30 protein-coding genes are annotated in these 26808 nt (G+C 62.0%); 25 read left to right on the forward strand and 5 right to left on the reverse strand.

All coding sequences use genetic code 11. The annotated features are described in order from the left end of the window. Positions 1–6: 6 nt before the first annotated feature. A complete protein-coding gene (gene cysC, locus ATO7_RS05410; RefSeq protein WP_083560250.1) occupies positions 7–600 on the reverse strand; it encodes an adenylyl-sulfate kinase in 594 nt (197 codons plus the stop codon). Positions 601–810: 210 nt separating this feature from the next. Here cysC and ATO7_RS05415 point away from each other — a divergent pair, with 210 nt between their 5' ends. From ATO7_RS05415 to ATO7_RS05460, 10 genes are read left to right on the forward strand one after another with little or no spacing between them, the layout of a single operon-like run. Next, a complete protein-coding gene (locus ATO7_RS05415; RefSeq protein WP_083560253.1) occupies positions 811–1287 on the forward strand; it encodes a Na+/H+ antiporter subunit E in 477 nt (158 codons plus the stop codon). Beyond that, positions 1284–1571, forward strand: coding sequence for a monovalent cation/H+ antiporter complex subunit F (locus ATO7_RS05420; protein ID WP_206044797.1), 288 nt, complete (start codon positions 1284–1286; stop codon positions 1569–1571). The genes ATO7_RS05415 and ATO7_RS05420 overlap by 4 nt, the downstream gene beginning before the upstream one ends. Then, complete coding sequence (gene mnhG / locus ATO7_RS05425; protein ID WP_083560255.1) at positions 1568–1888, forward strand: monovalent cation/H(+) antiporter subunit G; 321 nt, start codon at positions 1568–1570, stop codon at positions 1886–1888. The genes ATO7_RS05420 and mnhG overlap by 4 nt, the downstream gene beginning before the upstream one ends. Further along, positions 1885–2451, forward strand: coding sequence for a DUF4040 domain-containing protein (locus tag ATO7_RS05430; protein WP_083560257.1), 567 nt, complete (start codon positions 1885–1887; stop codon positions 2449–2451). Before mnhG ends, ATO7_RS05430 begins: the two co-directional genes overlap by 4 nt. Then, the gene (locus ATO7_RS05435; RefSeq protein ID WP_083560260.1) at positions 2448–2906 is read left to right on the forward strand and encodes a Na(+)/H(+) antiporter subunit B; all 459 of its coding nucleotides are present in this window, start codon (positions 2448–2450) and stop codon (positions 2904–2906) included. Before ATO7_RS05430 ends, ATO7_RS05435 begins: the two co-directional genes overlap by 4 nt. Continuing rightward, entirely contained in the window at positions 2906–3262 is a 357-nt protein-coding gene (locus ATO7_RS05440; protein ID WP_083560262.1) for a cation:proton antiporter subunit C, read from the forward strand. Before ATO7_RS05435 ends, ATO7_RS05440 begins: the two co-directional genes overlap by 1 nt. Beyond that, positions 3259–4683, forward strand: a complete 1425-nt coding sequence (locus ATO7_RS05445) for a proton-conducting transporter transmembrane domain-containing protein (RefSeq protein ID WP_083560265.1) — start codon at positions 3259–3261, stop codon at positions 4681–4683. Before ATO7_RS05440 ends, ATO7_RS05445 begins: the two co-directional genes overlap by 4 nt. Beyond that, entirely contained in the window at positions 4680–6113 is a 1434-nt protein-coding gene (locus ATO7_RS05450) for a proton-conducting transporter transmembrane domain-containing protein (protein WP_206044798.1), read from the forward strand. The genes ATO7_RS05445 and ATO7_RS05450 overlap by 4 nt, the downstream gene beginning before the upstream one ends. Further along, on the forward strand, positions 6110–6370 hold the full coding sequence (locus ATO7_RS05455; protein WP_083560268.1) for a hypothetical protein: 261 nt from the start codon (positions 6110–6112) through the stop codon (positions 6368–6370). The genes ATO7_RS05450 and ATO7_RS05455 overlap by 4 nt, the downstream gene beginning before the upstream one ends. After that, positions 6363–8063: a Na(+)/H(+) antiporter subunit D gene (locus ATO7_RS05460; protein WP_083560270.1), complete on the forward strand. Its 1701-nt coding sequence runs from the start codon at positions 6363–6365 to the stop codon at positions 8061–8063. Before ATO7_RS05455 ends, ATO7_RS05460 begins: the two co-directional genes overlap by 8 nt. 9 nt (positions 8064–8072) lie before the next feature. Here ATO7_RS05460 and ATO7_RS05465 read toward each other — a convergent pair whose 3' ends face one another. The 4 genes from ATO7_RS05465 to ATO7_RS05480 are packed head-to-tail and all read right to left on the reverse strand — an operon-like array spanning position 8073 to position 10639. Continuing rightward, positions 8073–8753 (reverse strand): cyclic nucleotide-binding domain-containing protein, encoded by a 681-nt coding sequence (locus ATO7_RS05465; protein ID WP_158523062.1) that lies wholly within the window; start codon positions 8751–8753, stop codon positions 8073–8075. Between the two features lie 4 nt (positions 8754–8757). Continuing rightward, positions 8758–9474, reverse strand: a complete 717-nt coding sequence (gene dnaQ / locus ATO7_RS05470) for a DNA polymerase III subunit epsilon (protein ID WP_083560276.1) — start codon at positions 9472–9474, stop codon at positions 8758–8760. Next, the gene (rnhA, locus tag ATO7_RS05475) at positions 9471–9905 is read right to left on the reverse strand and encodes a ribonuclease HI (RefSeq protein ID WP_083560279.1); all 435 of its coding nucleotides are present in this window, start codon (positions 9903–9905) and stop codon (positions 9471–9473) included. Before rnhA ends, dnaQ begins: the two co-directional genes overlap by 4 nt. Then, positions 9902–10639, reverse strand: coding sequence for a class I SAM-dependent methyltransferase (locus ATO7_RS05480; RefSeq protein ID WP_083560281.1), 738 nt, complete (start codon positions 10637–10639; stop codon positions 9902–9904). Before ATO7_RS05480 ends, rnhA begins: the two co-directional genes overlap by 4 nt. Positions 10640–10682: 43 nt before the next feature. Between ATO7_RS05480 and gloB the strand changes: the two genes are divergently transcribed. From gloB to ATO7_RS05555, 15 genes are all read left to right on the forward strand, one after another. Then, on the forward strand, positions 10683–11453 hold the full coding sequence (gene gloB, locus ATO7_RS05485) for a hydroxyacylglutathione hydrolase (RefSeq protein ID WP_083560284.1): 771 nt from the start codon (positions 10683–10685) through the stop codon (positions 11451–11453). Further along, a complete protein-coding gene (locus tag ATO7_RS05490; protein ID WP_083560287.1) occupies positions 11453–12874 on the forward strand; it encodes a LysM peptidoglycan-binding domain-containing protein in 1422 nt (473 codons plus the stop codon). Before gloB ends, ATO7_RS05490 begins: the two co-directional genes overlap by 1 nt. Positions 12875–13107: 233 nt before the next feature. After that, positions 13108–13659 (forward strand): hypothetical protein, encoded by a 552-nt coding sequence (locus ATO7_RS05495; RefSeq protein WP_083560289.1) that lies wholly within the window; start codon positions 13108–13110, stop codon positions 13657–13659. Next, positions 13656–15458: a hypothetical protein gene (locus tag ATO7_RS05500; protein ID WP_083560291.1), complete on the forward strand. Its 1803-nt coding sequence runs from the start codon at positions 13656–13658 to the stop codon at positions 15456–15458. The genes ATO7_RS05495 and ATO7_RS05500 overlap by 4 nt, the downstream gene beginning before the upstream one ends. After that, the gene (locus tag ATO7_RS05505) at positions 15455–18340 is read left to right on the forward strand and encodes a tetratricopeptide repeat protein (RefSeq protein ID WP_083560293.1); all 2886 of its coding nucleotides are present in this window, start codon (positions 15455–15457) and stop codon (positions 18338–18340) included. The genes ATO7_RS05500 and ATO7_RS05505 overlap by 4 nt, the downstream gene beginning before the upstream one ends. Next, positions 18324–18914 (forward strand): tetratricopeptide repeat protein, encoded by a 591-nt coding sequence (locus ATO7_RS05510; RefSeq protein WP_083560295.1) that lies wholly within the window; start codon positions 18324–18326, stop codon positions 18912–18914. The genes ATO7_RS05505 and ATO7_RS05510 overlap by 17 nt, the downstream gene beginning before the upstream one ends. A 59-nt stretch (positions 18915–18973) precedes the next feature. After that, complete coding sequence (locus ATO7_RS05515) at positions 18974–19240, forward strand: hypothetical protein (protein WP_083560297.1); 267 nt, start codon at positions 18974–18976, stop codon at positions 19238–19240. A gap of 18 nt (positions 19241–19258) precedes the next feature. Then, entirely contained in the window at positions 19259–19918 is a 660-nt protein-coding gene (locus tag ATO7_RS05520) for a MotA/TolQ/ExbB proton channel family protein (protein WP_083560299.1), read from the forward strand. 9 nt (positions 19919–19927) lie between these two features. Continuing rightward, a complete protein-coding gene (locus ATO7_RS05525; RefSeq protein ID WP_083560301.1) occupies positions 19928–20443 on the forward strand; it encodes an ExbD/TolR family protein in 516 nt (171 codons plus the stop codon). Continuing rightward, positions 20440–20964 carry an ExbD/TolR family protein gene (locus tag ATO7_RS05530; RefSeq protein WP_083560303.1) on the forward strand — a complete coding sequence of 175 codons (525 nt, stop codon included), beginning with the start codon at positions 20440–20442 and terminating at the stop codon, positions 20962–20964. The genes ATO7_RS05525 and ATO7_RS05530 overlap by 4 nt, the downstream gene beginning before the upstream one ends. After that, positions 20961–21950, forward strand: a complete 990-nt coding sequence (locus ATO7_RS16915) for an AgmX/PglI C-terminal domain-containing protein (RefSeq protein WP_083560305.1) — start codon at positions 20961–20963, stop codon at positions 21948–21950. The genes ATO7_RS05530 and ATO7_RS16915 overlap by 4 nt, the downstream gene beginning before the upstream one ends. Before the next feature lie 25 nt (positions 21951–21975). Next, complete coding sequence (locus tag ATO7_RS05540; RefSeq protein ID WP_276206668.1) at positions 21976–22509, forward strand: sigma-70 family RNA polymerase sigma factor; 534 nt, start codon at positions 21976–21978, stop codon at positions 22507–22509. Then, a complete protein-coding gene (locus ATO7_RS05545) occupies positions 22502–23263 on the forward strand; it encodes a DUF3379 family protein (protein WP_083560308.1) in 762 nt (253 codons plus the stop codon). Before ATO7_RS05540 ends, ATO7_RS05545 begins: the two co-directional genes overlap by 8 nt. A 185-nt stretch (positions 23264–23448) precedes the next feature. Beyond that, entirely contained in the window at positions 23449–25395 is a 1947-nt protein-coding gene (locus tag ATO7_RS05550; RefSeq protein WP_083560310.1) for a DUF1302 domain-containing protein, read from the forward strand. A 20-nt stretch (positions 25396–25415) separates the two neighbouring features. Continuing rightward, a complete protein-coding gene (locus ATO7_RS05555; protein ID WP_083560312.1) occupies positions 25416–26777 on the forward strand; it encodes a DUF1329 domain-containing protein in 1362 nt (453 codons plus the stop codon). Positions 26778–26808: the final 31 nt, after the last annotated feature.

The following is a 26808-nucleotide window of genomic DNA, read 5'->3' on the forward strand; positions in this document are numbered from 1 at the left end:
ACGCGATCAGGCCTTGGTCTTTTCGACCACGAACTCGGTCAGCTTGGCCAGACAATCACCAAAGGTCTCGGCGGTATCGACTTCCAACTCGGGCTTTTCCGGCTCTTCATACGGTGCAGAGATGCCGGTGAACTCAGGAATTTCGCCGGCGCGGGCTTTCTTGTACAAGCCCTTGGGGTCGCGTTCTTCGCACATCGCCACGTCAGCTTTGACATACACCTCGTAGAACGCCTCGCCACTGGCTTTGCGCGCGCGCTCACGGTCTTCGCGGTAGGGCGAGATGAACGCGGTGATGCAGATCAGGCCGGCCTGAGCCATCAGGTTGGCCACCTCGCCAATGCGGCGGATGTTCTCGGTGCGGTCTTCCGGCGAAAAGCCAAGGTCGGCGTTAAGGCCAAAGCGCACGTTGTCGCCGTCGAGCACGTAGGCCTGCTTGCCCAGCTCGTGCAGCTCACGCTCCAGCGCCATCGACAACGTCGACTTGCCCGAACCGGAAAGGCCGGTCATCCAGATCACAGCGCCCTTGTGGCCGTTCTTGGCAGCCCGCTCACCCGGACTGACGGTGTGGCTGACCTTGGTCAGATTCTTGTCGTTTGACATCACTTTCCCTGTTGCAGAACTTCGGCCGCAAAACCGTTCAGGCGACCGCAAAATTCCGCCATCATAGCCAATGCGCCCCCACCCTGACGAGATATTTGACACGTATTTATGTGCCCTCGGAGCACGATTGCACCGAGCAAAAAGTCATTGCATAGTTGGATTGGCGCCCCGGAAATCCAATCACAGCGCCGGAGGATGGTGGGCTAAACGATGTATCTGATCAGTCTGTTAGCAACGCTTGTGATTTACTGGCTGGTGCTGTCCGGTTTCTTCGACAATGGACTGCTGCTCAGCCTGGGTGCCGTGTCCTGTGTGATCACCGCCTGGCTGTGCCATCGTATGCGCCTTATTGACGGTGAAAGTCACCCACATCATCTGGCCTGGCGGCTGCCGCCTTACTGGCTGAAGCTCAGCGTGGAAACGCTGCGCTCCAACTGGAGCGTGATCCGGGTCATTCTGAATCCCAGCAGCCGCGGTATTGCGCCGGTCACCGGGCATGTGCCCACACCGGTTGGTGACGACGTGGTCCGCGCCACCCTGGCCAATGCGATCACCCTGACCCCAGGTACGCTGACCCTGAACGTGGAGGATGACCGCATGCTCATCCATGCGCTAAACCAGGACATGCTCGACGACATCCGTCAGGGCCAGATGGTGCCCTGGGCCAGCCAGTTGGAAAAATCATGATGCTGGCTGCGGCGATGGCCGCCATCCTGGTGTCCATGGTGCTGCTGCTGGTCCGCGCAGTGCTTGGACCCAAGGTCTACGACCGCATCCTGGCGGTCAATATTTTCGGCAACAAGACCGTGTTGTTCATCTCCGTGCTCGGTTTTCTGAATGGCCGCCCGGATTTTCTGGATGTTGCGCTGGTCTATGCCCTAATCAATTTCATGGGCATGGTGGCGGTGCTGAAGTTCATGCATTTCAGAGACTTGGGCTACGGGTTGGTACGCCAGGACGAACGCTCATGATCGCCAGCGTGCTCTCCAACACCTTTTTGCTTCTTGGCAGTCTGGCCTTGATCATCGGCTCGCTGGGCATGATGCGCTTTCCGGATTTCTACGCCCGCACCCACGCCGCCGGGGTGACCGAAACGGCCGGTTCAGCATTCATCATGATCGGCCTGATGTTTGCCGCCGGCCCGACCCTGATCACCCTCAAGCTGATGGTGGTGCTGAGCCTGCTGCTATACACCTCGCCCACCGCCGGTCACGCCCTGGCCCAGGCCGCACTGATTGATGGCCAAAAGCCTCTGGGCCGCATCGAAACCGACGAGAGTGCCGGATGAGCGAACACGCCCTGCTCGCCATTGATGCGGTGTTGCTGATCATTCTGCTGACCACCGCGATTGCCATCGCGCGCCAGCGCAACCTGTTTGCCGCGGCCATGATGACCGGTCTGTTCAGCCTGACGCTGGCCTGCCTGTTCGTGCTGCTCGATGCCATGGACGTGGCCTTTACCGAAGCGGCCGTGGGCGCCGGCATATCCACCGTGCTGATGCTCAGCGCCCTAGCCCTGACCGAGTATCGCGACCACCCGACCTCCCGCGGCCAGCACACCCTGGCGCTGCTGCTGTGTTTTGCGGTCGGCGGCCTGCTGATGTTTGCGGCCAGCGAGTGGCCGGCGCTGGGCGCGCCCGACACCCCGGTGCACCAGCATCCGATCACGGCTCATTATCTGGAGCAGTCGCAGCAGGAGATCGACCTACCCAATGTCGTCACCTCGGTCCTTTCAAGCTATCGCGGCTACGACACCCTGGGCGAGGTCACCGTGGTGTTCACGGCCGGCCTGGCCGTTTTGATCCTGCTGCTTGGCGTGCGCCGCGACAACCACGAGGAGGACGACGCATGACGCCGAAAAGCAACAGCGCCGTGTTACGCGTGGTCACCAAGCAGATCATTCCGATGATTCTGCTGTTCGGCCTGTATGTGCAATTTCATGGTGAGTACGGCCCCGGCGGCGGCTTTCAGGCCGGGGTGATTTTTGCCGCCGGCTTTGTGCTCTACGCGCTGGTTTTCGGGCTCGACAACGCCAGCCGCGCCATGCCGGCACGCGCCCTGTTCAAGCTGGCCCCGCTGGGTGTGCTGCTGTTTGCCGGGGTCGGTGTTTACAGCCTGCTGCGCGGCTATGCCTTTCTCGACTACACCGCAATTGATCCTCACGATCCGGTGCACGCCCAGCATCTGGGCATCCTGATCATCGAACTGGGTGTCGGGCTGACCGTGTTCTCGGTCCTACTGCTGATCTTCTACGCTTTCGCTGGGCGGCGTCGCGCCGACAGCCTGACCCACAAGGACATGGGCTGATGGACCTGGGATTGATCAACGGCTACGCCGCCGTGGCCTTGCTGATGACCGGCCTGTACATCGTGCTGGCCTATGACAACCCGATCAAACGCCTGATCGGGCTGAGCATTTTTCAGGCCGCTATCTTCGTCCTGTACATCAGCATGGGACGCATCGCGGGCGGCACGGCGCCCATTCTGGCCGAGGGTATTGAGCGCTATTCGCACCCGCTGCCGCATGTGCTGATACTGACCGCTATTGTGGTCGGCGTGGCCATGCTTGCGCTGGGCCTGGCACTGATCGTGCGCATCCATGAGGAGTACGGCTCGATCGACGAGCAGCACATTCTGGAACTGGAACGGGAGCCCGACGCTTGAACAGTCTGGTTCTGCCGGCCCTGATTCCCCTGCTCACCGCGCCGCTGATCGTGCTGATCGGCGGGCGCCACCGCGCCTGGCTGATGGCGTTCATCAGCCTCGGCGCCGCGCTGCTCAGCGTGGTCCATCTGTTCAGTCTGGGTGACAGCCAGAATGCCCTGGGGGGCTGGGCTGCACCGGTCGGCATCACCTATGTGATTGATGCGGCCAATCGCCCGATCCTGCTGCTGATCATGCTCGCCGGCCTGCTCGGCCTGCTGTGCGCACCACCCGAACGACTGGCCTGGCTGGAATCGCCGCGCCCGGCCATCTTCTACGCCCTGTATTGCCTGTGCGTCAGCGGCCTAGCCGGGATTGCCTCGACCGGCGATGCCTTCAATGTGTTCGTGTTTCTGGAAATCTCCTCGCTGGCCACCTACGCACTGGTGGCCGCCGGGCCTGGACGCAAGGCGCTGCGCGCGGCGTTTCAGTATCTGGTGCTGGGCACGCTGGGGGGCAGTTTCGTGCTGCTCGGGGTGGGCATGCTGTACATGGCGACCGGCAGTCTCAACATGGCCGACATCGCGGCGCTGATCCCGGCCTCACCACTGCCCAACGCCGTGCTGGTCGGCGGCGCCTTTGTGCTGCTCGGCTTCATGCTCAAAAGCGCCCTGTTCCCGCTGCATCAGTGGCTGCCCGGGGCTTACAGCCGCAGCCCCAATGCGGTCGCCGTTCTGCTCGCGGGCAGCGGCACCAAGGTGTCTCTGTACGCCCTCAGCCGCATCATGTTTGGCGTCTTCGGGGTGAGCTGGCTGGTAGCCCACCAGGTCGACAAGATTCTGCTGATTCTGGCTTGCGCGGCAATGCTGTTCGGCTCGCTGGGAGCGATCCAGCAAACCCGTCTCAAAGCGCTGCTGGCCTGGTCGAGCATCGCTCAGATCGGCTACATCGTGCTCGGCATCAGCACCCTGAGCGAGGCCGGCTTACGTGCCGCCTGGGTGTTCATGCTATTTCATGCCGTGATCAAGGGCGGCTTGTTTGTCTGCGCCAGCGGCTTGCCCAGCGACCGCCTGGAAAACCTGCCGGGTCTGGCCCAGCGCGACCCGTTGCGGGCTGCATGCATGACCCTGCTCGCGCTGGCCCTGCTCGGCGTACCGCTGACCGCGGGCTTCGTAAGCAAATGGCTGATGCTGCAGGCCGCCTGGGACAGTGGCGCCCTGCTCGGGGTTATCGTGTTCGCGGTGAGTTCGCTGCTGGCCGTGGCCTACGTGGCACGCATCGTCCTACCGATCTGGCAGCACAGTGACAACACCCAGCCGATCATCACCCCGCCGACCATCCGCCTGGCCATGCTGCTGACCACCGCTGCGGCGCTCATCTTCGGTGTCTGGCCCGGCCCGGTGATTGAACTGTGCCAGCGCGCTGCGGAGGCTCTGCTGTGAGCTTGCTGCTGCCGATTCTGATGCCACTGGCCGGTGCCCTGCTGATCGGCCTGTGCGGACGCTGGCCCAATCTACGTGAAGCCATGTCGGTGATCGCTGGCATCGCCACGGCGGCCAGCGTGTGGGCGCTCTATCAGGCCGGCCCGAGCAGTCTGCAGCTGACCGATTTCGGCGGCGGGCTGAGCATTTACCTGGCCACCGAACCACTCGGCCTGCTGTTTGCCATGGTCGCCGGCGGCCTGTGGCCTGTGACCGCCGTGTATGCGGCAGGTTACTTGCGTGGCGCTGGAGAAAAGCACCACACGCGCTTTTTCACTTTCATGGCGATATCGATTGCCGCCGCGCAATGCATAGCGCTGGCCGGCAATCTGTTCACCCTGTTCATCGGCTACGAACTGCTGACCCTGGCCACCTGGCCGCTGGTCGCGCACAAGGGCGATGACAACGCACGCAAGGGCGGACGCACCTACCTCAGCTATCTGATCCCCAGTTCGGTGGCCTTGCTGTTGCCGGCCATCATCATCGTGCAGCAGCTTGCTGGCAGCACCGTGTTCAGCCCCGATGGCGTGCTCGCTGCCGCTGAGCTTGGCCCCATTGGCCTGGGCCTGTTGTACGCCATGTTCCTGTTCGGCATCGGCAAGGCGGCCTTGATGCCGCTGCATGGCTGGCTGCCGGCGGCGATGGTGGCACCAACCCCGGTCAGCGCACTGCTGCACGCGGTGGCGGTGGTCAAGGCCGGGGTGTTCTGCGTGCTCAAGGTCACCCTGTACATCTTTGGCCTGGACACCCTGAGTGCCGCCGGCGCCACAGACCCGCTGATTCTGATCGCCGCCTTCAGCATGATTGCGGCCTCGCTGGTCGCCTTGCACGCCGACAATCTGAAGCGCCGGCTGGCATATTCCACGGTCAGCCAGCTGGCCTATGTCAGCCTCGCCGCCGCGCTGGCCAGTTCGGCCGCAGCCTATGCCGGCAGCCTGCAGATCATGATGCACGCGTTCGGCAAGATCACCCTGTTCTTCTGCGCCGGGGCCATTTACGTGGCGCACAAGAAAACCCTGGTCAGCCAGCTTGATGGCCTCGGCCGGCAGATGCCGCTGACCTTCATCGCCTTCACGCTGGGCGCCATTTCCATCATCGGTCTGCCCCCGGCAGGCGGCGCCTGGACCAAATGGTGGTTGATGCTCGGCGCACTGGATGCCGGACACGCCTGGCTGCTGGGCGTACTTGCCCTGAGCACGCTGCTCAACATCGCCTATCTGCTGCCCATCCCGCTGCGCGCCTTTCTGGCCGGCGACACACCCTGGCGCTGGGCCGAGGCGCCGCTGGCCTGTCTGCTGCCGCTGTGCCTGACCGCACTGGTCAGCCTGTGGCTGTTCTTCCAGACCCCCATGGCCTCGGCATTGATCGCGATCACCGGAGCGCAACCATGACGGCGCCAGCCAACAAGACACCGCGCTGGCCGTTGTGGCTGCTCATCGCCGCCTGCGCCCTGAGCCTGATCGCCGGGCTGTTCAATCACTGGCATGCGCATTTTGCCGCCGAAGCATGGCCGGGCTTTTTTGCTCTGATCGGTTTTGCTGCGGTCAGCCTGCTGACGCTGCTCGCACGCCTTGTCGCGCCGTTGTTGCGGCGCCCGCCGCAGTATTACGGCGAAGAATCCAGCGAACGCGAGGTGCGCCATGATTGAATGGCTCCTCCACCCGGCCTATCAGCTGTTCGCCGCTGGGCTTATTGCGGCAGCGGCCGGCCGCCGCGTTGGTGGCGCCATTGCCGTGCTGGCACCGCTGATCGGCATCGCCACACTGATCAATCTACCCGACGGCTTCGGCCTCAGCGCAGGCCTCGGGCCTTACACCATCCAGCCGCTGCGGGTGGATCGTCTGGGCTTTGTTTTTGCTCTGATCTTTCTGATTGCCGCGGCACTGAGTCAGATCTTCGCCCTGGCCGAGAATCGCCGCGTGTTGCGCGGCGCTGGCCTGATCTATGCGGGCGCGGCGGTCGGTGGCGTTCTCGCCGGCGATCTGATTTCCCTGTTCATCCACTGGGAGCTGACCGCTCTGGCCTCGGTCATGCTGGTGTGGGATAGCCAGCGCAAGCCGGATGATGCGCATCTGCGCGCCGGCCTGCGCTATCTGCTGCTGCAGATCATCTCGGGTCTGCTGCTGCTCATCGGCGCTGTGATGTGGATACGCAGCACCGGGCACGCACGCTTCGAACATATCGGCCTTGGCGCCCCGGGCGGGCTGTGGTTCCTGCTCGCCTTTGGCCTGAAATGCGCCTTCCCATTGCTGCACAACTGGATGCACGACGCCTACCCCAGAGCCTCGGCCTCCGGCACGGTGATGCTTTCGGCCTTCACCACCAAGCTTGCGGTGTACGCGCTGGCTCGCGGCTTTGCTGGCACCGAATCATTGCTCTGGATCGGCGCCCTGATGGCCACCCTGCCGATCGTGCTCAGCCTGCTGGAGAATGATCTGCGCCGGGTCCTCACCTACGGCCTCAACAGCCAGCAGGGCTTCATGGTCGCCGGCATCGGCATCGGCACCCCGCTGGCCATCGATGGCGCCAGCGCTCACGCGTTCGCCTGTGTGCTGTACATGGCGCTGCTGTTCATGGCCACCGGCGCGGTGCTGCATCGCACCGGCACCACCCAGGCCTCAGAACTTGGTGGCCTGTACCGCAGCATGCCGCTGACCACGCTGTTCTGCATCGTCGGCGCGCTGTCGATTGCAGCGTTTCCGCTGTTCTCCGGTTTTGCGACCAAATCCATGATCGTCTCCGCGGCCGCCTACGAGCACGAACTGTGGCTGTGGCTGGCATTGCTGCTGGCCTCAGTAGGGGTGCTTCTGCATGCTGGTCTGCGCACGCCATACGCGGCCTTCTTTAGCGCTCGGCGCAGCAGCGCGCCAGTGCGCGAAGCGCCCTGGCCCATGCTTGTGGCGATGGCCCTGACCGCGCTGCTGTGCATTGCCATTGGTGTATTCCCGCAGCCCCTCTACGCGCTGCTGCCGCATGAATCCAGCTACAAGGTGTTCACCGCCGATCACCTGATCAGCCAGTTGCAGTTGCTGCTGTTTGGCAGCCTCGCGTTCGTGCTGGCCCTGCGCGTGGGTCTTGCCCCGCGCTCCAGCCGCGGCGTGGTGCTGGACAGCGATTGGCTGTATCGCCGCGCGGCGCCCGCCATCTGGCGAGTGGCGCTGAGCATGTGGGCTGGCCTGATGCGGCTGCTCGGCGCCTGCGCCCGGTGGCTGCTGCGTCACGGGCAAAAGATCTTTGTCGAATCCTTCAGCGAACAGGAGCTTGGCGGCGTATGGTCGCTGACCAGCGGTGCGGCCCTGCTGCTGATTCTGCTCGGCGTGTGGTTGCTGCAGCTGCTCTGAGCCACCGGCTCAAGCGCGACTCGCCTCCAGCGGTACGTAGCGCGCTTCCTCGCGCTGGATCTTGTAGACCAGATCCAGGCCCAGCACCGACTGGACCCGCGCCCACAGCACCGGCTGCTGACGCTGCAGGCGTTCCAGCACCGGCCGGGGCCAGGCCCGCAACTCGCCCTGACCGACTAGGCGCACGGTGGCGCTGGCCGGGCGTGCGGTGAGCAGACTCATTTCACCGACAAAGCACGGCGCCTGAACACGGCGCGGCGGCTGCCCCCATTTCTCCATGGTCAGGTGCCCCTGACCCAGCCAGTACAGCGCCTCCGGCACCTGGCCCTCACGGGTCAGCTCTGCAGCCTGCACCGTGCGCACTTCGGCCAAGGCCCAGAAACGCAGAAACTCGCCCGCACGCAAGGCCGCAAAATGCGCCTCGTAGAGCGCGCGCAGGTTCTGCGGAATGGTCACGGCGCGCCGCTCACGCAGTATCCGCACCACCCAGAAACTGTTGATCGCCACCAGCACAAGATTCCAGCCGGCAATGGCCACAACACCGCGACTGATCGCGTACACCGCCACCACGCTCTGAGCCAGAGCCAGCAGGGCGCGCAGCCACAGCACATCGCGCGCCAGCAAGGCCACCAGCTGCAGCAGATAGCCAAGATGGACCAGGTAGCCCAGCAGCAAGGCCCATTCCGCCATGCCCCTAGCCGAGCTCGTCCGTCCACAAGCAATCGCCGGCGGCTTCACGCAAGCGTTGCAGGTACGCCGCATGCGCCTCGCGCTCAGCCGCACTGGCGGCCTGCACGCGCGGCTGCTTGCCCAATGCGGCAAGCACCTCGGCCACGCTGCGCCCGGGATTGCTTTCATCCACACCGCTGCTCAACAGCAGCTTGTTCTGCCCACCGGTGAGCAGTAGGTAGACCTCGGCGAGCAGCTCGGCATCGAGCAAGGCGCCGTGCAACTCGCGGCCGGAATTGTCGACCTCGTAGCGTTTGCACAGCGCATCCAGTGAATTGCGCTGGCCCGGGTGTTTCTTGCGCGCCAGCAGCAAAGAGTCGATCACCTCGCCGGGCGGTGGCCAGTCGGCCGCACGGCCACATCGCTCGAACTCGACCGCCAGAAAGCCCATGTCGAAGTCCGCATTGTGGATGACCAGCTTGGCATCGCCGATAAAGGCCAGCAGCTCGTCGGTGATTTCGTCAAAACGCGGTTTGTCGCGCAGCTGTTCGTTGGTGATGCCATGCACCGCGATGGCGCCATCATCAATGCTGCGACCGGGGTTGATGTACTGGTGGTAGCTGCGACCGGAGATCCTGCGATCGATGATCTCCAGGCACCCGACCTCGATGATCGAGTGCTCGGCCGCCTCCAGACCGGTGGTTTCGGTATCCAGCACGATCTCGCGCTCGGCATTATTCATTTGTACGGCTCCATGCCCTGCCGGGCGAGTTCATCGGCACGTTCATTGCCAACATCTCCACTGTGGCCCTTGACCCAGTGCCAGGCCACGTCATGGCGCTGGGTGGCGGCATCCAGGGCCTGCCACAGATCCTGATTCTTGACCGGCTTGCCGGCCGCGGTGCGCCATTGTTTGCGCTTCCAGTTGGCCATCCACTGGGTCACGCCTTGCCGCAGATAGGTGGAATCGGTGTACAGATCCACCTGGCAGGTGCGTTTGAGCGCGTTCAGCGCCTCGATCGCTGCACGCAGCTCCATCCGGTTGTTGGTGGTGTCGGCCTCGCCGCCACACAGGTCGCGCTCCTGATCGGCGTACCGCAACCACGCGCCCCAGCCACCCGGACCAGGGTTTCCGCTGCAAGCACCATCGGTGTAGATCACGACACGGCTCATCGGGTCGACCCCGGCGGACTCAGCGGCACCACCACGCGGGCACTGCTGCGGGTGGCCACACCATCCATACCAGCCACGGCACTGCGCTGCCAGACCGGACGGCGCACCATATTGGCCGGGATGCGCCGTTTGCGCGCACGAATCAGGTACACCGGCGCGAACCAACCGGTGACCGGTCGCAACCAACGCAGGGGCTGACGCAACCAGCGCGGCGGCTGACGTGTCGGCCCGAAGCGCTGACAGGCCACCACTTCGTAATCCAGCAGGCGCAACCAGTCCTGGATACGCCCACTGCGCAGCGGGCGTGTGCCTTGGGGCAGCGCCGGGTAACGCCGCACCAGCCACTGCCACAGCCCCCACACGCTGTAAGGGTTGAAACCAAGGATCAGCAATTGGCCTCGCGCGCTCAGCGCCCGATCCACCTCGCGTAACAAACTGTGCGCTGACGGCGCCAGCTCCAGGCTGTGGGCCAGCAGTACCGCATCCACGCTGTTACCGGCCAACGGCAAAGCCGAAAGCTCACAGCGCACATCCACGTTACGCGCCGGACCGAGCACGCCGCTGCGCCAGTGCGGGGCCGGCGTGAGCAAACTTCCGCCCCAGCCGCCGATTTGCAGAACACTGCGACCGAACAGGGTGGTCATGGCGTGATCCAGCTGGACCTTCTCGGCACTCAGAACCGCCTGGCCGCGTGAGGTGTCCAACCACGCCTCGGATGACTTGGCATATTTCATGCAGAATAGTCGGTCTTCATTTGCACTCCTTGCAGGTCAGCGGATGTTCGCGATTTCGCCCATCCCCGCGTTTCAGGACAATTATATTTGGGCCCTACACAATGAGGCAGGGCATTGCGTGGTCGTCGACCCGGGTGACGCTGCTCCGGTGGAGCGTTTTTTAGACGCGCACAGCCTGAACCTTGGGGCGATTTTGATCACCCATCATCACCCCGATCATACCGGAGGCATCGCGGCCTTGAGCAGCAACCACGAGGTGGTGGTTTATGGCCCAGCCAATCCGGCCATCAGCGGCATCACGCAACCGCTGAGAAATGGTGATGAACTGACACTGGATGCGTTCGACCTGCACCTCAAGGTGCTTGAAGTTCCGGGCCATACGCTGGATCACATCGCTTTCTACAGCGCTCAGAAGCACATACTGTTTTGCGGCGACACCCTGTTTCATTGCGGCTGCGGCCGCCTGTTTGAGGGCTCCCCGGAGCAAATGCTGCAGTCGCTGGATCGCCTTGCCGAACTGCCCGGCGAAACCGCCGTGTACTGCACCCACGAATACACTCTGGCCAATATGCGCTTTGCTCAAGCCGTCGAGCCTGACAATGCCACGCTCGCCGCGGCGCTTGATGCCGTCCAGGCCCTGCGCAACCAAGATCAACCCAGCCTGCCCACGCACATTGATGTTCAGCGCCAGATCAATCCTTTTCTGCGTAGCCGCGAACTCAGCGTGATTCAGGCCATCCGGGCGCGCGAGCCCAGCGCCTCTTCGCCAGCGGAGATCTTCGCCAGCCTGCGCACCTGGAAAGACCGCTTCTGATGCGCCGGCTCATGTTGATCCTGGCTGTGGCCGGGCTGGTCAGCGGGTGGACGCCAGCGCAGGCATCAGATGAGGACTTCTGGGCCTGGCTGGGCCCACAGCTGGAACTGGCCGATATCCAGCACGATGAAATTGACCGCTGGGAAGCGCGTTACCGACGTCGCCACGTCGAGCTGGAAATCATTCTGCAACGCGGCAAGGACTTTCTATACCCGCTGGCCATGGCGGTGCGCGACCGCGGCATGCCGCTGGAAATTGCCCTGCTGCCGATCATCGAAAGCCACCTGGACCCGACCGCGGTGTCGGACCAAGGCGCGCGCGGCCTGTGGCAAATCCTGCCCTCGACAGCCGAACACCTGGGTCTGAAGCATGACTGGTGGAGTGATGAAAGCGCGGACTACCTGCTCTCCACGCGCGCCGCGCTGAATTATCTTGAATACCTGCATGACCGTTTCGGTGGCTGGCTGCTGGCCTTGGCCGCCTACAACGCTGGCGAGGGTCGCGTGTGGTCGGAAATGCGCCGGCTCAATCGTCGTGGGGACGCCTTCGATCTGTGGACGATGCGCCTGCCCGTACAAACTCAGGTTTACGTGCCCAAACTGCTGGGTCTGGCCCGTGTTCTGCGTGATCCACACGGTGTGGATCTACCCGCGCTCACCACCCGGCGCAGTTTTACCCGGATCAGCACCGACGGCCCACTGGATGTCGCCCAGATTGCCGACCTGGCCAAACTCAGCGTCGAGAAAGTCTATCGACTGAACCCACAACTGCTACGCTGGAGCCTGCCGCCTCAAGGTCCCTACACCGTCTACCTGCCGATCGAAAGCAGTGCTGCATTCCGCCATGCCCTGGCCCAGATGTCAGACAACCAGCGGCGCAAGTGGTATCGCCATAACGTGGCCAGCGGCGAAACCTTGAGCCTGATCGCCAAACGCTACAACTCCAATGTCAACCTCATCGAAGCCCTCAACGGGCTCAAGTCAGACACGATCAAAGTCGGCCAGACCTTGGTGATCAGCGATCACGAGTGGGGCATGGGCCGCGCAACGCTCAATGCGGCGCGCCAGCGCGGCCGCCTGGACTTTGCACCACGACCGCTCAAAGCCGGCTATCATCAGGTCGCGCAGGGCGAATCGCTGTGGAGCATCGCCCGACTGTACGGTACGTCGGTGGACAAGCTGCGCAGTCACAATGACCTCAATCCCCGTTCACCTCTGGTGCCGGGGCAGCTGCTGCGGACTGGCACCACGGATGGCCGCCACAAGGTGTTCTACACCGTCCGCAAAGGCGATGCGTTGTCTTTGATTGCGCAACGGTACAAGGTACGGGTGCGAGACATACAGGCCTGGAACCAGCTTGATAGCAGTCTGCTTAAGCCGGGACAGACCCTGGAATTGCGCCTCCCTGCAAACTCTGGCTAAGGCCACGAACGGATTGACAAATTTTTGACACCCAGCATGGATGATGGCTGTCACGGTTTCTGCAGCAGTTTGGAAATCGCCGTACCGGTGCGGCATAGGGCCGTTCGTCATCCCTCAAATAGAGTTGTTACGTGCGTATCGTTAAACTTGCCGTTCCAAGCGTGGTCAATAGCCTTTCCGGCATCAAAGTCGGCCCGCACACTCCCGCTGTCCAATAGAGAAAGCACCTGAACATGGCTCCAGCGCGCACCGTGATTCTCCTGCTATGTGCCCTGAGCGGCCTGGGCTCAGCCTGGGCTGACGATCAGCGCCAGCACCTGTCCGATCTGCGGCTACTGGATAGTGAAATCCAGGGCATCAAACAATCCGTCCTCGATCTCGAACGCGATATGGCGCAGCTCGAAGACAGTCAGATTTATCCGGCCGTCCAACAGTTGCGCGTGTTCCTGACCATGGAAGTGTTCGACTTCGAACTTGATCAGGTCGAACTCATGCTGGGCGACACCGCCCTGAGCAGCCACGAGTATTCCGCCCGCGAGGTCTACGCCTTGCGCAAAGGCGGCGTTCAGCAGCTCTTTTTGGGCAATATCTCGCCCGGCGTGCACACCCTCAAAGCCCGCTTCAACGGACACTTCGAAGACGCTGGATCAGACCAGCCGTACGAAAAGTCCATCGAAGTCAGCTTCCGCAAAGATGCCACACCGCAGTGGCTTGAGCTGCGCATCGACCGCAGCAGCGGACAACAACTGAATGTTCGCGTGTTCCAACGGGAGGCCACCGAATGAGCCGCCTGTCCTCAACCAGCAAACTCCTCACCGCTGTCATTGGCGCCAGCCTCAGCGCTGCCAGCGCAATCGCCTACGAACCTGATGCCGGTACTTTTGCGTTTAATCGCGCACTGTTTCAACACTACAGCCGCGACCATCTGAGCGCGGCGGTCACCGCGTTGAACCTGCCCGAAGAGCAGCGCGACGAGCGCGTCGATGCCTTCATCGCCGACAACCTTCTGCACTACGGCTTGTACCGCGATGCCCAACGCCGTCTGCGCCCGCTGCTGTCCAAGGGTGGCCTCGACGCCCAGACCCGCGCCGAGTTGTGGATGAATCTGGCCCGCTACGAATATGAACGCGGATACCTGAACTCTGCCGAAACCACGCTTACTGAGATGCGCGTGGATGTTGGCGCACGCCGCCTGCGCACAGAACGCAATCAGATGCTGGCCCAGCTGCAGCTCATGGATGGTCGCGCCGACGACGCCGTGTCCACCTTGATCGAAGGTCGCACCTACGCCAAGTCGGAGTTCGCGCGCTACAACCTGGGCATCGCGTTTATTGCTGCCGGCGACGTCCGCCGTGGCCGCATCGAGCTCGACAAGCTGGGGCGCAGTGTAGTCAATGACCCCACCGAACACGCCCTGCGTGACCGCGCCAACCTGACACTGGCCTACAACTACCTGTCCGAAGCCAAGGGCGCCTCGGCCAAGCCGGTCCTCAAACGCATCCGCCTGGAAGGTCCCTACTCCGACGAAGCCCTGCTGGGCTTGGGCTGGGCCGAGATCGCGGGTGACAAAGCCGACGACATCCGCCTCACCGACATGGACAACGATGACACCATCGGTGGTCTGGTCGGCGCCATTTTGCGCCCGGGTCGGGTCGACGAAGATCTCAGAGCACGCCTGGGCATGCTCAGTTCGCGCGCCAGCGCCGGGTCGGAGGAAGAACGCTTCCGCAAAGCCCTGGTGCCATGGCTGGCGCTGGATGATCGCGACCCCAAAAAACCCGCCGTGCTGGAGGTTCAGCTGGCAATCCCGTTCGCCCTCGATACCCTGGGCGAGCCAGATCGTGCGCGCCAGTTCTATGAACGTGCGATTGAACGCCTGGAAGCCGGCCGCAATGGCCTGGAAAAGGCCATGGACGGCATCCTCAGCGGCCGCATGATCGAAACCATGATCCGTCGCGACCGTGATCGTGAGGCCGGCTGGAACTGGCGTCTGCGCGATCTTCCCGATGCACCGGAAACCTATTATCTGGCTGAAATCCTGGGCGAGCACCGTTTCCAGGAGGCGCTCAAGAATTATCGCGACCTGAAGCAACTGCAACGCAAGCTGGTGCGCCACCGCTCAACCCTGGAGATGGCCAGTAGCGGCGCCGGTCAAGCCTCCGTTCCCGCCCCGGAACTGTTCCGCCAGCGCCTCGCCAATCAGCCACCGCTGTGGCAGAACATCACGCCGGATCTGCGTCTGGAAACCAGCCTTGGGCGCTTCCCGCGCAATGAGACCCTGGAAGGCCTGCTTGCCTGGACCTATCGCTACGCACCAAAAATTGCTTTGCAGCTCGAAGATCAGCACGGGCCGTTCGTGCAAGGCCCAAGCCAGTCTGCACTGGCCATGATGGAGCGTATCGACGTTCTGCTTGAGCAGATCAACCCGCTGCTGCAGCGTCAGCGTGCACTGCTCGAATCCATCGCCGTCGCGGGCATGCAGGAACACAAAGCTATGCTGACCCGCTACCTGATCGATGCCCGCTTCGCGCTGGCCCGCCTGTACGACGAAGCGCAGGCTGACATCGAGGACGACGCGCAATGAACCGTCATCTCTATCTCGGGCTGACCGCAAGCGCCATTTTGGCGGCCTGCGCCACCCCCTATGACCCCAAACAGCATCGCAACATCGAGTCGCTGGAACAGGCACCGCCGACGCTCGACGAACTGCTGCCACCGGTCGCAACCCCAACCCCGCCTCCGCAGAGCAGCGCACGCGCCACGCCGCGGCCAACCGAGGGTTTGGCCGACGTTGAAAAAACCAAAAAAGCGATTGAGAACTATCGCCAGATTTTGGAGCTCTCCCCCAATGATCGCGCGATCAAATGGGAGGCACAGCGCCGCCTGGCCGATTTGCAGGTCGAAGTCACCGAACTGGACCCCGAAGCCGCCGCTCAAGGCAACGCCAGCGCAGAAAGCTCGATCGACCTGTACAACAGCCTGCTCGACTCACGCCCGTCCGACCCGAACAACGACCGCATCCTGTATCAACTGGCACGCGCCTACCAAAATACCGGCGAGGTCGACAAAGCGATCGAAAGTCTGGACGAGCTGACCACAACCTTCCCGGATAGCGCACTGTGGACCGATGCCGAGTTCCGTCGCGCCGAACTGCTGTTCAATCGACGTGATTACGAGCCGGCCGAAAAAGCCTACGCCGCCGTCCTGTCCAAAGGGCCCCGCACCAGCTACTTCGAGCAAGCTCAATACAAGTACGGCTGGTCAATCTTCAAGCAAGAACGTTACGCCGACTCACTCGATACCTTCATGACCATTCTCGACCGCGAATTGCCGGTCGGCGCGGCGGAGAACCTCGACGCCACCCTGGAAGTGGTCTCACGGGCCCAGCGTGAGCTGGTCCGAGACGTGCTGCGCGTGGTCTCCTTGAGCTTCTCCTACCTTGGTGGCGGCGTGGCCATCACCGAGTATCTGGAAGGCAAACCGGTACGCAGCTTCGAGCCGGTGCTGTACGAAAATCTGGCCAAGCTGTTCCTGGAAAAGAACCGCTACGACGACGCCGCGCGGACTTACGCCGGCCTGGCCGATCGCAGCCCCACGCATCCGCTGGCGCCGACCTTTCAGGCCCGCGTGATCGAAGTTTACGATCAGGCCGGTTTTGCCGACCTGGTGCTCAAGGCCAAAGTCGACTACGTCGAAAAGTACGATCTCGACCAGATCTACTGGACCGTGCACAACCGCGAAGACTCGCCACAAGCCTACGAGCAGTTGCGCAGCAACATGGATGAACTGGCCCGCCATTGGCATACCGGCGCCCAGAAGGCCACCACCGCGGCGGACAAAGCCCGTTTGTTTGAGCAGGCCACACAGACATACGCGCGCTATCTCGAACGTTTCGACGATGCCGACAACCGCCCGGATATCAACTTCCTGTTGGCCGAGGCCTACTTCCAGAACCAGCAATTTGAGCAGGCGGCCGAGCAATACACCCGCACCGCCTGGGACTACCCGGAACATGAGCGTTCAGCCGAAGCCGGCTACGCGGCCGTGCTGTCGCGCCAGACCCTGGCTGAAAAGGCCACCGGAGAAGCCCGTTTGGAGCGCGTGCGCAGCTCGGTCGATACAGCCCTGCGCTTTGCCGACAGCTTCCCCGAGCATGAAGAACAGCCGCGTGTGCTGATGCGCGCTGCAGAAGATCTCTACGCCATCAAGGCCACCGACGAAGCGATCACCGTCGCAACCCGTGTAACCGCCATGCAGGGCCCTGGCGCCAAAGCGCTGCAGAGCCCGGCCTGGACACTGATCGGCTACGCGCACATGGATGAGAAGCGCTATCCGGAAGCCGAACAAGGCCTGACCCAGGCGCTTGCCCTGAGCACACCGCAAAGCCCGCAGGCCGCGGAACTGCGTGACAACCTGGCCACCGCCATCTACCGCCAGGGCGAAGCCGCCCGCGATGCCGAGGACCTGGACACCGCGATTGGCCACTTCCTGCGCGTCAAGAATGTTCAGCCCGGCAGCAAGCTGGCAGCGGCTGGTGACTTCGATGCCGCTGCGGCGCTGATCACCCAGGAAAACTGGACGCGTGCCGCCGAGGTGTTGCTCGGCTTCCGCCGCGCCTACCCGACGCATGATTTGCAGGCCGAGGTCACGCGCAAGCTGGCTGGTGTTTATCTTAAAGATGACAAGCCGCTGCTCGCTGCCGCCGAGTTCGAACGCATCGCACGCAGCAACAGCGAAACCGCTGAAGCCAAACGCGAGGCCGCCTGGGAAGCCGCGTCGCTGTATGACAAAGCTCAATCGCTGGCCCAAGCCGAAACGGCTTACGCCTACTTCGCCAACACCTACAGCCAGCCATATGCGCAGGTTCTCAAGGCGCATGAGCGGCTCATCGAGCTGACCGAGGCACGCGGCGACCGCGCAGCCAACCGTCGCTGGTTGCAGGCCCTGATCACACGCGAAAACGCCGCTGGCAGCCAGTCCACCGCGCGTGGCCAGACCCTGGCCGCCAAAGCCAGCCTGACCCTGGCCAACGACGTACGTGCCGAGTTCGACCGTCTGCGTTTGAGCACACCGCTCAACCGCAGTCTGCCTGCTAAAAAGGCAGCCATGGACAAGGCTCTGGCGGCGTATCAAACCGTCAACAACTACGCCATTGCCGAATACGCCACCGAAGCGACCTTCCGCATTGGCGAGCTTTACGCAAACTTCTCACGCGCTCTGCTCGACTCGGAACGTCCGCGCGGCTTGTCCGAGCTTGAACTGGAGGAATACCAGTTCCTGCTCGAAGATCAGGCCTTCCCGCTTGAGGAGAAAGCCATCGAGATTCATGCCGTCAACACCCAACGGACCGAAGACGGCCTCTACGACCAGTGGGTCAAAGCCAGTTATGCCTCGTTGGCCAAGCTGCTGCCAGCCCGCTACAACAAGACCGAACGCATCGAGGTGACGCTTGAAACCCTGGATTAAGCACGGCCTGAGCCTGGGCCTGGCCGCCGCGTTGTCGGCCTGTGCGGTCATCCCGCAGGGTCCAGGCACCGACGGCGACACCCCGGCGATCAAACCCAAGGTCGAATTGCCGGCAGACTATGCTGCGGCGCTCAGCTATCTCAGCCAGGAACGCTGGGGCCCTGCCGAGTCGGCGCTCAAGGCTTATGCCGAGCGCAATCCGGGACAGAGTAGCCCGCATGTAAATCTGGCCCTGTTGTACAAGCGCACCCAGCGCGACGACCTGGCCCAAGCGGCACTCAGCAAAGCCCTGGAGATCAATCCCAACCAGGCCGCGGCCTACAACCTGCGTGGGGTTTATGCCCGCGAGGCCGGTGATTTCGCCGCTGCCCAGCAAGCTTACGAAAAGGCCATTGCGGTGGATCCGCAATACCCCAATGCCTACCTCAATCTGGCCATTCTGCATGACCTGTATCTGCATCAGGTCCGACGTGCGCTGCCCTACTACGAGCGCTATGCAGCGATGGTGGGCGAGGAAGCCCTGGACCAGACCGTCAAGAGTTGGATCGCTGATGCGCAGCGGCAAGTGAATTGATGCGGGAGCCAAACATGATATTTTGCAGCGCAACAAAACGCTGTTTACACTACAGCGCAGTGCTCGCACTGACTCTGGCATGGCCATTGTCGGCGCAGGCCCAGAACAACGATCAAGCAGTTGAGCTTGGTGGCACGACGATCATCGGTGATCGTGAGCTGCCAATTGGTTTGTACATCTCCCCGTGGCGTACTGCCACTCCCGGAGAAGAGCTCGACCGCCCCTCGCGGTATCTGGACGTAGGCACCACGCCTTTGGACCCCGAAGTTTTCAAACGTCAGGTCGAATATCTTGACGCTCTGGATGCCGCAGCGCGGCGTAAATAGTTGAAATAAGGAAAGATCATGGAATTCCTCACAGTCGTTGCGCGCTTTTTCCAGGAAGGTGGCGCGTTCATGTACCCGATCGTTGCAATGCTGATCCTGGGTCTGGCCATCGCCCTCGAACGAACCCTTTATCTGCGTAGCACGCGGGTCAACAACCGCAAGATCTGGGAAGCGGTTGCGCCGCTGGTCGCCCAGGGCCGCTACGACGCCGCGCTGTCGCAGACCGAAGAATCCGACGGTGCGCTGGCCCGCGTCATGAGTTACGGCTTGGCCCGTATCAAGACCGCACGCCGTCGCGAAGATCTGGAAATGGCCATGGAAGAAAGCATGATGGAAGTGCTGCCGCAGCTGGAGCGCCGCACGCCGTTCCTGCAGGTGTTTGCCAACGTGGCCACCCTGCTCGGCCTGCTCGGCACCATCATCGGCCTGATTCAGGGCTTCCAGGCCGTGGCCAACGTCAACCCGGCCGAGAAAGCCAACATGCTGTCGGCCTCAATTTCGGTCGCCATGAACACCACCGCCTTTGGTCTGATGTGCGCGATCCCGCTGCTGCTGATCCACGCTTGGTTACAGGCCAAAACCACCGCCCTAGTGGATAGCCTGGAAATGGCTACGGTGAAGTTCCTCAATCAGTTCTCCGAATCTCGCGAGAACCACGCCTCCGCTCAGCAAAGCTAAGTTTCCGGCATGAAATCCCGCTGGCGTCGTCATCGCCTCCGTCATCAGGAACCGGCGGAGATGAACATCACGGCCTTCATGAATTTGATGGTCATCCTGGTCCCGTTTCTGCTGATTACGGCGGTCTTCTCGCGGCTGGCCGTGCTGGAGCTTGATCTGCCCAGCCCGAACAGCGAACCGAGTGAAGAAGAGCCCAAGCAGCGCCTGACCATCACGGTGCGTGAGAGCGGCATCACGGTCAGCGATCGTGATGGTGTGATCAAACCGATCGAGAAAGTGGCGGATGGCTACAACTACGCCGCGCTGACCGAACTGATGGTTATGGTCAAGGACCGCATCCCGCAGGAAACCAGTGCAACCCTGTTGCTGGAGCCGCAAATCGACTACGACACCGTGATTCAGGTCATGGATGCCGTGCGCGTGGCGACCAAGGAACAGACTGGTGACACTCGCGACCGTGAACTGTTTCCGGCCATTGCCCTGGGCGATGCACCGATGAAAAGCGCACAGGAGCCAACCCCGTGAATCAGACGCGCAGAGCGCATCGCATGGAAGTGCGCGCGATGAACAAGAATCGCGTGGGCTCGCTGAATCTGGTGTCCCTGATGGACATCTTCACGATTCTGGTGTTCTTCCTGCTGGCCCAATCGGCCGCAGTGGAAGTGCTGCCCAATGCTGAAAACCTTGAGCTGCCGGAATCGCTGGCCACCGAACGCGCCCGCGAAACGGTTCTGGTGATGATCACCGAGAAAGACATCCTGGTGAATGGCCAGGCCGTCATGCCCACGGCTGAGGCCAGCCGCAGCAGCGGGGACCTGAGCGCCCTGCGCACCGCACTGGAAGCCCAGGCCGAGCGTGTGGTCAAAGTGGGCGACTCGGACGAACAGGATCGTGGCGAGATCACCATCATGGCCGACAAGGGGCTGCCCTACGCCCTGATCAAGAAAGTCATGCTGACCTGCACACAGGCGCAGTACGGCCTGTTGTCCTTCGCTGTGCTGCAGCGTGATCAGGACACCGTCAATCTGGGAGGAACCAGCGAGTGACCAGCATCGCCTTCTCCCGCAACAGCTGGGCTGAACTGGAACGCGATGAAGCACGCTTCCAGCGCACCCTGCTCATGGTTGCCCTGCCTTTCGTTATTCTCGGCATTCTGATTCCGCTGTGGGAACTCAGCGGTCTGAAACAGGGTGGCGGCGAACAACTGTCGGATCGCTATGCCGAACTGTTGATGCAGTCGGCAGCCCAGCAGGAAGCGCCTGAACCCGCACCGGAACCGGTGGTTGAGGAACCGGCCGAAGAAGAGCTGCCGGATGCAGAGCCGGAGCCGGAATCTGCTCCGGAGGAAGAACCGCAGCCCGAAACACAGCCGGAAACCAAGCCGGAGCCACAGGTCGATGCGCGTCAACAGGCGCGTGAGAATGTCCAACGCAAGTTCTCAGCCGCGTTCAACGCTCTCGACTCCCTGCGCGAACAGGACCCGGTGGTCACCGCCAACAGCCGACCACTGACTCAGGCCAGCAGCGCGAGCGAAGAAGTGGCTTCGAGCAGTAGCGTGCTGACCTCCAATCTGAACCGCGGCAGTGGTGGTGTTGGCAGTGCGCCGAGCCGCAACACCAACCCCAGCACCACCGGGCTGAAAGGTCGTCAGACCACCCAGGTCAACTCTGGCATCACCGCCAGTGGCGGTGGCTTCGGCGCCGACACCAGTGAAGCCGGCTTCGGTGGCGACAGCCGCCTGCAGGGCCGCTCGCTGGAAGAGATCCAGATTGTCATGGATCGCAACAAGAGCGGTCTGTACTCGCTGTACAACCGCGCGTTGCGGCGTGACGCCACCTTGCAGGGCAAAGTGGTTCTGGAGATCACGATCGCACCGTCCGGGGAAGTGACCCGTTGCCGCATCGTGTCCAGCCAGCTCAATAACGCCGAGCTGGAAGACCGCATCATTCGCCGTGTGAAGTTGATCAACTTCGGGGCCAAAGATGTGTCCGAAATGACCATCAAGTACCCGATTCACTTCATTCCCAGCTGATCGCATAGCACCCGGGTGAAAGCATTTGCCGCGAACCCGGGTCTATAGCGGCATGAACAAAGAACGGCGATTTGAGGCATTGGTGAGCGGGCATTCGGCCCTGCTCTACCGTTATGCCTACTGGTTGTGCGACGGTCATCACGCCAGCGCTGAAGATGTCGTGCAGGAAACCTTTCTGCGCGCCTGGAAATCGCTCGATCAACTGCAGGAACACCAGGCTGCAAAAGCTTGGTTGATGACCATATTGCGCCGCGAAAATGCGCGCCGCTTCGAACGCAAGCAATTCGATATTGTCGATGTCGAACTCGATGATGTCGCACTCAATGACGACCGCTTCGAGTTCGAGCTCGACAGCCACGAATTGCGCCGCGCCATCCTGCAACTCGACCACGCTTATCGCGACCCACTCCTGCTTCAGGCTATCGGTGGTTTCTCCTGCGAGGAGATCGCCAACATCCTGGATCTGGGCAAAGGCGCCGTCATGACGCGCGTGTTTCGCGCCAAGAAAATGCTGATGGACATCATGAACCCGCAAGCCTCGGAGGCCAGCCATGGATGAACTCGAGCTGCGCCGGCGCTGCTACGCCGAGCCCACTGACGATGATGCAGACTTTCGTGCCTGGCTGGCAGACAATCCGGCCGCGCTTGAAACCGCGCGCAAAGCCGCTCAATTCGACAAGACCTTGCGCTTCGCACTCAACCAACCCGCAGCGCCTGAAGGTTTGCAGGGACGCATCCTGCTTAACACCGCCATGCATGGGCGGCGTCGCCGCCAACGCCGAGTGTTTGCCGGATTGGCCCTGGCCGCATCGGTCGTGCTGAGTGCCACGCTCGTGCTGAGCCCGCCACCACCCGTCGATGAACTGCCCGTTAGCCAGCAGGCGCTGTCTCATGTGTACGAAGAAATCGCCATGCTTGAACGTGCTGACCATGTCATCAGCCAGACTGAGCTGCGCGGCATGTTCCGCGAAATGGGCGGCGAGCTTCACGGCGAACTGGAGCACGTCCGCTTCGCCTTCCTGTGCCCAACGCCGCACGGTCGCGGCCTGCATCTGATTGCCGATACCGACGCCGGGCGCGTGACCGTCCTGTACCTGCCGCAAACCGAAATTGACCCGCAGCAGCTCGAATTCGCCGATGCACGCTTCAGCGGCTACACCATGGCCACCAATGGTGCCGGTACGCTGAACGTCATCGCCGAAAGCACCGCCGCAGTCAACGTGATGCGCCAGCAACTGACGCAAAGTGTCTCGTGGCCTGAACCGACCCGCCTGACCGCACATACGCAGGCTCCCTACACGCTGCATATTTGAGTCGTTCGACGACTCGGCTGACGGCGCCAGATCTTGTCCGGCGTCGTCGGCGTAGCTTTTGTTACGCTGTGTTACAAGGATTTGACGCAGCTGCAACGCGCGCCTACTGTTCGCTCGTGAATTTTCACGCTGTAAACCTATAAAAACTGACCGGTCATCACCGGATTTCGAACAGGAGACACACTATGCCGGCATTGCAATGTCGGACGCTCGCGCGCGCATCATTAATGTCGCTCGGCGTCGTCGCCCTACCCGCTCAGGCGGCCTCATACTTGCTCGGCCCGGTCGATGTTCAGGTCGACACCACCCTCTCCGCCGGCGTCAGTCTGCGCATGAACGACCCGGATGCCGACCAGATTGCGATCAGCAATGGCGGGACCTCACGCTCAGCCAACGGCGATGATGGCAACCTTGGCTACAAAGCCGGTGATGTGGTGTCATCAGCGATCAAGGCGACCTTCGACATCGATGCCTCGATCTCAAGGCAGTACGGTCTGTTCTCCCGAATTTCGGCGTTCTACAACCCCGAAGCCGACAATGCCGGTGACCTCGAAGCGCGCCTCAGCGCCAACGACGGTGCCGGTCGATCACGCGCGCTCGGCGAAGCTGAACTGGGACGCCGGGGGCACAGCCGGCTGGATTCCGAAGTGGAACTGCTTGATCTGTTCGCCTATGGCAGCTTCCGCCTCGGCGAACGCTCGATTCTGGTGCAGGCCGGCAATCAAGTGGTCAACTGGGGTGAAAGCACGTTCATTGGCAACAGCATCAACGTGCTGAATCCGATTGATGTGGTGAAGTTTCGTTTGCCCGGCTCCGAGCTCAAAGAAGCGCTCACACCCACTCCGATGCTGTGGATTGGCGGCTCACTCACCGACAATCTGAGTGCTGAGCTGGTCTGGATGGCCGATTGGAAGGAAGTCGAAATCGACCCACGGGGCAGTTACTTCTCGACCAATGATTTTGCATCCGACGACGGCGACAACGTGGTGGTCAGCTTCGGACGTCGCCACGACGACAACACCCGCCCGTTTGCTGTGCTCAATGACGACCCGTCCGACGATGGCGCCCAGCAGGCCTGGGTCCCACGCGAACACAACCGAGATCCTAAAGATCAGACCAGCCAAGCCGGCTTCGCTCTGCGCTACTACGCGGAATGGTTGAACTCGACAGAGTTCGGGCTCTACTACCTGAACTATCACAGCCGTCTGCCCCTGGTGTCTTCAATTCGCGGTGCTGCGACCAACCCGGGCAATCTGGGCACCCCAACCTGCTCGCAAAACCCGGCCGCCGATGGCTGTCGCGCAAGTTACTTTGTCGAGTACCCGGAAGACATCCAGTTGTATGGCCTGAGCTTCAACACCAGCGGCCCGGCTGGCGTGGCGATCCAGGGTGAAGTGTCTTATCGCCCCAACAACCCAGTGCAAATCAGTGGCGCCGAAGTGGTGCTGGCATCGCTGGTTCCGGCCGGTTCACTGCTTCGTCCGGCAGGCGCGGCGCCGGGTGAAACCATCCGCGGATACGAGCGCGTCGCAACCACACAAGCCCAGGTCACCCTGACCAAGGCGATGGGCCCGAGCTTCGGGGCCAGCCAGTGGATTCTGCTTTCGGAGATTGGCTACACCCATCAGGACCTGTCCGATCTGCCGTTCAACGGCCCCGGCGCGGCCTTGCCATCGTGCCGCCAACCTGGCGGTGCGGCATTGCTCGCCGCAGTCTCCAATGGCTCTTGCCAGGAAGCCGTCGGTGGCGGTTTTGCCACCACGTCTTCGTGGGGGTATCGCTTCGTTACACGTCTGGATTACACCAACGTTTTCGCCTCGATCAACATGTCGCCGCGCCTGGTCTGGTTCCACAACGTTAACGGCGTGAGCAGCAATTTCAACGAGGACAGCAACGTGCTGGCTCTGGGCCTGCGCTTCGACTATCTGCAACGCTGGCAGGCGGATATCGCCTACACCGCCTTTCTCGGCGGCCGTAACTACAGCGGCACCGACCCGGTTGCACCGGGCGCACAGCTGAACGAAACCACATTCGCGCCGGGCTCGCCCGACCAGTCGTCCAGCTTCTCAACCAGTTCCAACCCATCCGCTGATCGTGATTTTCTCGCGATTTCCATCAGCTACGCGTTTTGAGCCCCACCAAGGAAACACCGATGAGAAAGATCACATTCGTTCTGACGCTGCTTTCCGCGGTCGCAGGTGCGCACAGTGCATGGGCAGCGGTATCCCCCGAACAAGCCAAGCAACTGGGCAACAATCTGACCCCGGTGGGCGCCGAAAAGGCCGGCAACAAGGCGGGTACGATTCCGGCCTGGACCGGCGGCATCCAGCGTATCCCGCAGGGCTTCAAGCAGGGTGGACATTATCCTGATCCATGGGCCGAAGATGCCCCTCTGTTCACCATTGACGCCAGCAATTACCAGAAGCACGCGGAACACCTCACGCCGGGCCAGATTGCCTTGTTTGAGCGGTATCCGGAAAGCCGCAAAATGGTGGTCTACCCGAGCCGGCGCAGCGCGCTTTACCCTCAGGGCATCTACGATGAAACCCAAGCCAACGCCACGCGTGTGAAGTTGCTCGATAGCGGCAATGGTTTCACCGGAACCACCGGCGGCTTTCCCTTCCCGATCCCGCAGAACGGACTCGAGGTGATCTGGAACCACCTGACGGTCTACAAGGGCGACACTTACGCCACCAGCTGGTCACAGGCTCCTGTGACCACGCGCGGCGACTACAACCTGGTCGAATTCGACTACGAGTACGACTTTGTCTACGGCAACCAAAGCAAGTCGCCAGAACAGCGCCAGGACAATCTGCTGTTCTACTTCCTGCAGATGGTACAAGCACCGCCGCGCCTGGCGGGCTCGATCCTGCTGGTCTATGACTATGCTGATCAGGTGAAACAGCCGCGCAAAGCCTGGACCTACAACCCAGGCCAGCGCCGTGTTCGCCTGGCTCCGAATGTTGCCTATGACAATCCCGGTACCGCCGCTGACGGTCTGCGCACCAATGACGACTTCTTCATGTTCAATGGCGCCACCGACCGCTACGACTGGGAGCTGATCGGCAAGAAGGACATCTACATTCCTTACAACGCCTACAAGATCAACGGTCCGGATCTGAAAATTCGCGATGTCATCCGCCCCGGGCACATCAACCCCGAGCACGCTCGTTACGAGTTGCACCGAGTCTGGCATGTGCGCGCGAGTCTGAAGTCAGGCACCAGCCACATCTACAAAACGCGCGATTTCTTCCTCGATGAGGACAGCTTCATCGTCCACGTAGCGGACAAGTATGACAATCGCGATGAGCTGTGGCGGGTCGACGAATTGCACTCCTACACCTACTACGACGTGCCATTTTTGGCGCCTGGTGTGGAAGTTCACCATGACCTGAACGCCGGGCGTTACATCGCATTAAGTTTGCGCAACGAAGAACCGTCGGTATACCAGCCGATCCAGCGCAGCCCGGCCGATTTCCGCCCGGACACGCTGCGTAACCGCGGGCGCCGCTAAATCTGCACCGTGCATCGCCCCGGCTGGATCC

Origin of the sequence: Oceanococcus atlanticus (assembly GCF_002088235.1) — a bacterium.
GTDB classification, from domain to species: Bacteria; Pseudomonadota; Gammaproteobacteria; order Nevskiales; family Oceanococcaceae; genus Oceanococcus; species Oceanococcus atlanticus.

Coding starts and splice junctions, on each gene's coding strand:
- gloB (WP_083560284.1), top strand. CDS start 10,683: ATGTTCGCGATTTCGCCCATCCCCGCGTTTCAGGACAATTATATTTGG.
- ATO7_RS05480 (WP_083560281.1), bottom strand. CDS start 10,639: ATGAAATATGCCAAGTCATCCGAGGCGTGGTTGGACACCTCACGCGGC.
- ATO7_RS05520 (WP_083560299.1), top strand. CDS start 19,259: ATGGAATTCCTCACAGTCGTTGCGCGCTTTTTCCAGGAAGGTGGCGCG.
- ATO7_RS05455 (WP_083560268.1), top strand. CDS start 6,110: ATGACGGCGCCAGCCAACAAGACACCGCGCTGGCCGTTGTGGCTGCTC.
- ATO7_RS05465 (WP_158523062.1), bottom strand. CDS start 8,753: ATGGCGGAATGGGCCTTGCTGCTGGGCTACCTGGTCCATCTTGGCTAT.
- cysC (WP_083560250.1), bottom strand. CDS start 600: ATGTCAAACGACAAGAATCTGACCAAGGTCAGCCACACCGTCAGTCCG.
- dnaQ (WP_083560276.1), bottom strand. CDS start 9,474: ATGAATAATGCCGAGCGCGAGATCGTGCTGGATACCGAAACCACCGGT.
- ATO7_RS05490 (WP_083560287.1), top strand. CDS start 11,453: ATGCGCCGGCTCATGTTGATCCTGGCTGTGGCCGGGCTGGTCAGCGGG.
- ATO7_RS05500 (WP_083560291.1), top strand. CDS start 13,656: ATGAGCCGCCTGTCCTCAACCAGCAAACTCCTCACCGCTGTCATTGGC.
- ATO7_RS05430 (WP_083560257.1), top strand. CDS start 1,885: ATGAGCGAACACGCCCTGCTCGCCATTGATGCGGTGTTGCTGATCATT.
- mnhG (WP_083560255.1), top strand. CDS start 1,568: ATGATCGCCAGCGTGCTCTCCAACACCTTTTTGCTTCTTGGCAGTCTG.
- ATO7_RS05415 (WP_083560253.1), top strand. CDS start 811: ATGTATCTGATCAGTCTGTTAGCAACGCTTGTGATTTACTGGCTGGTG.
- rnhA (WP_083560279.1), bottom strand. CDS start 9,905: ATGAGCCGTGTCGTGATCTACACCGATGGTGCTTGCAGCGGAAACCCT.
- ATO7_RS05460 (WP_083560270.1), top strand. CDS start 6,363: ATGATTGAATGGCTCCTCCACCCGGCCTATCAGCTGTTCGCCGCTGGG.
- ATO7_RS05550 (WP_083560310.1), top strand. CDS start 23,449: ATGCCGGCATTGCAATGTCGGACGCTCGCGCGCGCATCATTAATGTCG.
- ATO7_RS05495 (WP_083560289.1), top strand. CDS start 13,108: ATGGCTCCAGCGCGCACCGTGATTCTCCTGCTATGTGCCCTGAGCGGC.
- ATO7_RS05545 (WP_083560308.1), top strand. CDS start 22,502: ATGGATGAACTCGAGCTGCGCCGGCGCTGCTACGCCGAGCCCACTGAC.
- ATO7_RS05440 (WP_083560262.1), top strand. CDS start 2,906: ATGGACCTGGGATTGATCAACGGCTACGCCGCCGTGGCCTTGCTGATG.
- ATO7_RS05505 (WP_083560293.1), top strand. CDS start 15,455: ATGAACCGTCATCTCTATCTCGGGCTGACCGCAAGCGCCATTTTGGCG.
- ATO7_RS05435 (WP_083560260.1), top strand. CDS start 2,448: ATGACGCCGAAAAGCAACAGCGCCGTGTTACGCGTGGTCACCAAGCAG.
- ATO7_RS05525 (WP_083560301.1), top strand. CDS start 19,928: ATGAAATCCCGCTGGCGTCGTCATCGCCTCCGTCATCAGGAACCGGCG.
- ATO7_RS05555 (WP_083560312.1), top strand. CDS start 25,416: ATGAGAAAGATCACATTCGTTCTGACGCTGCTTTCCGCGGTCGCAGGT.
- ATO7_RS05420 (WP_206044797.1), top strand. CDS start 1,284: ATGATGCTGGCTGCGGCGATGGCCGCCATCCTGGTGTCCATGGTGCTG.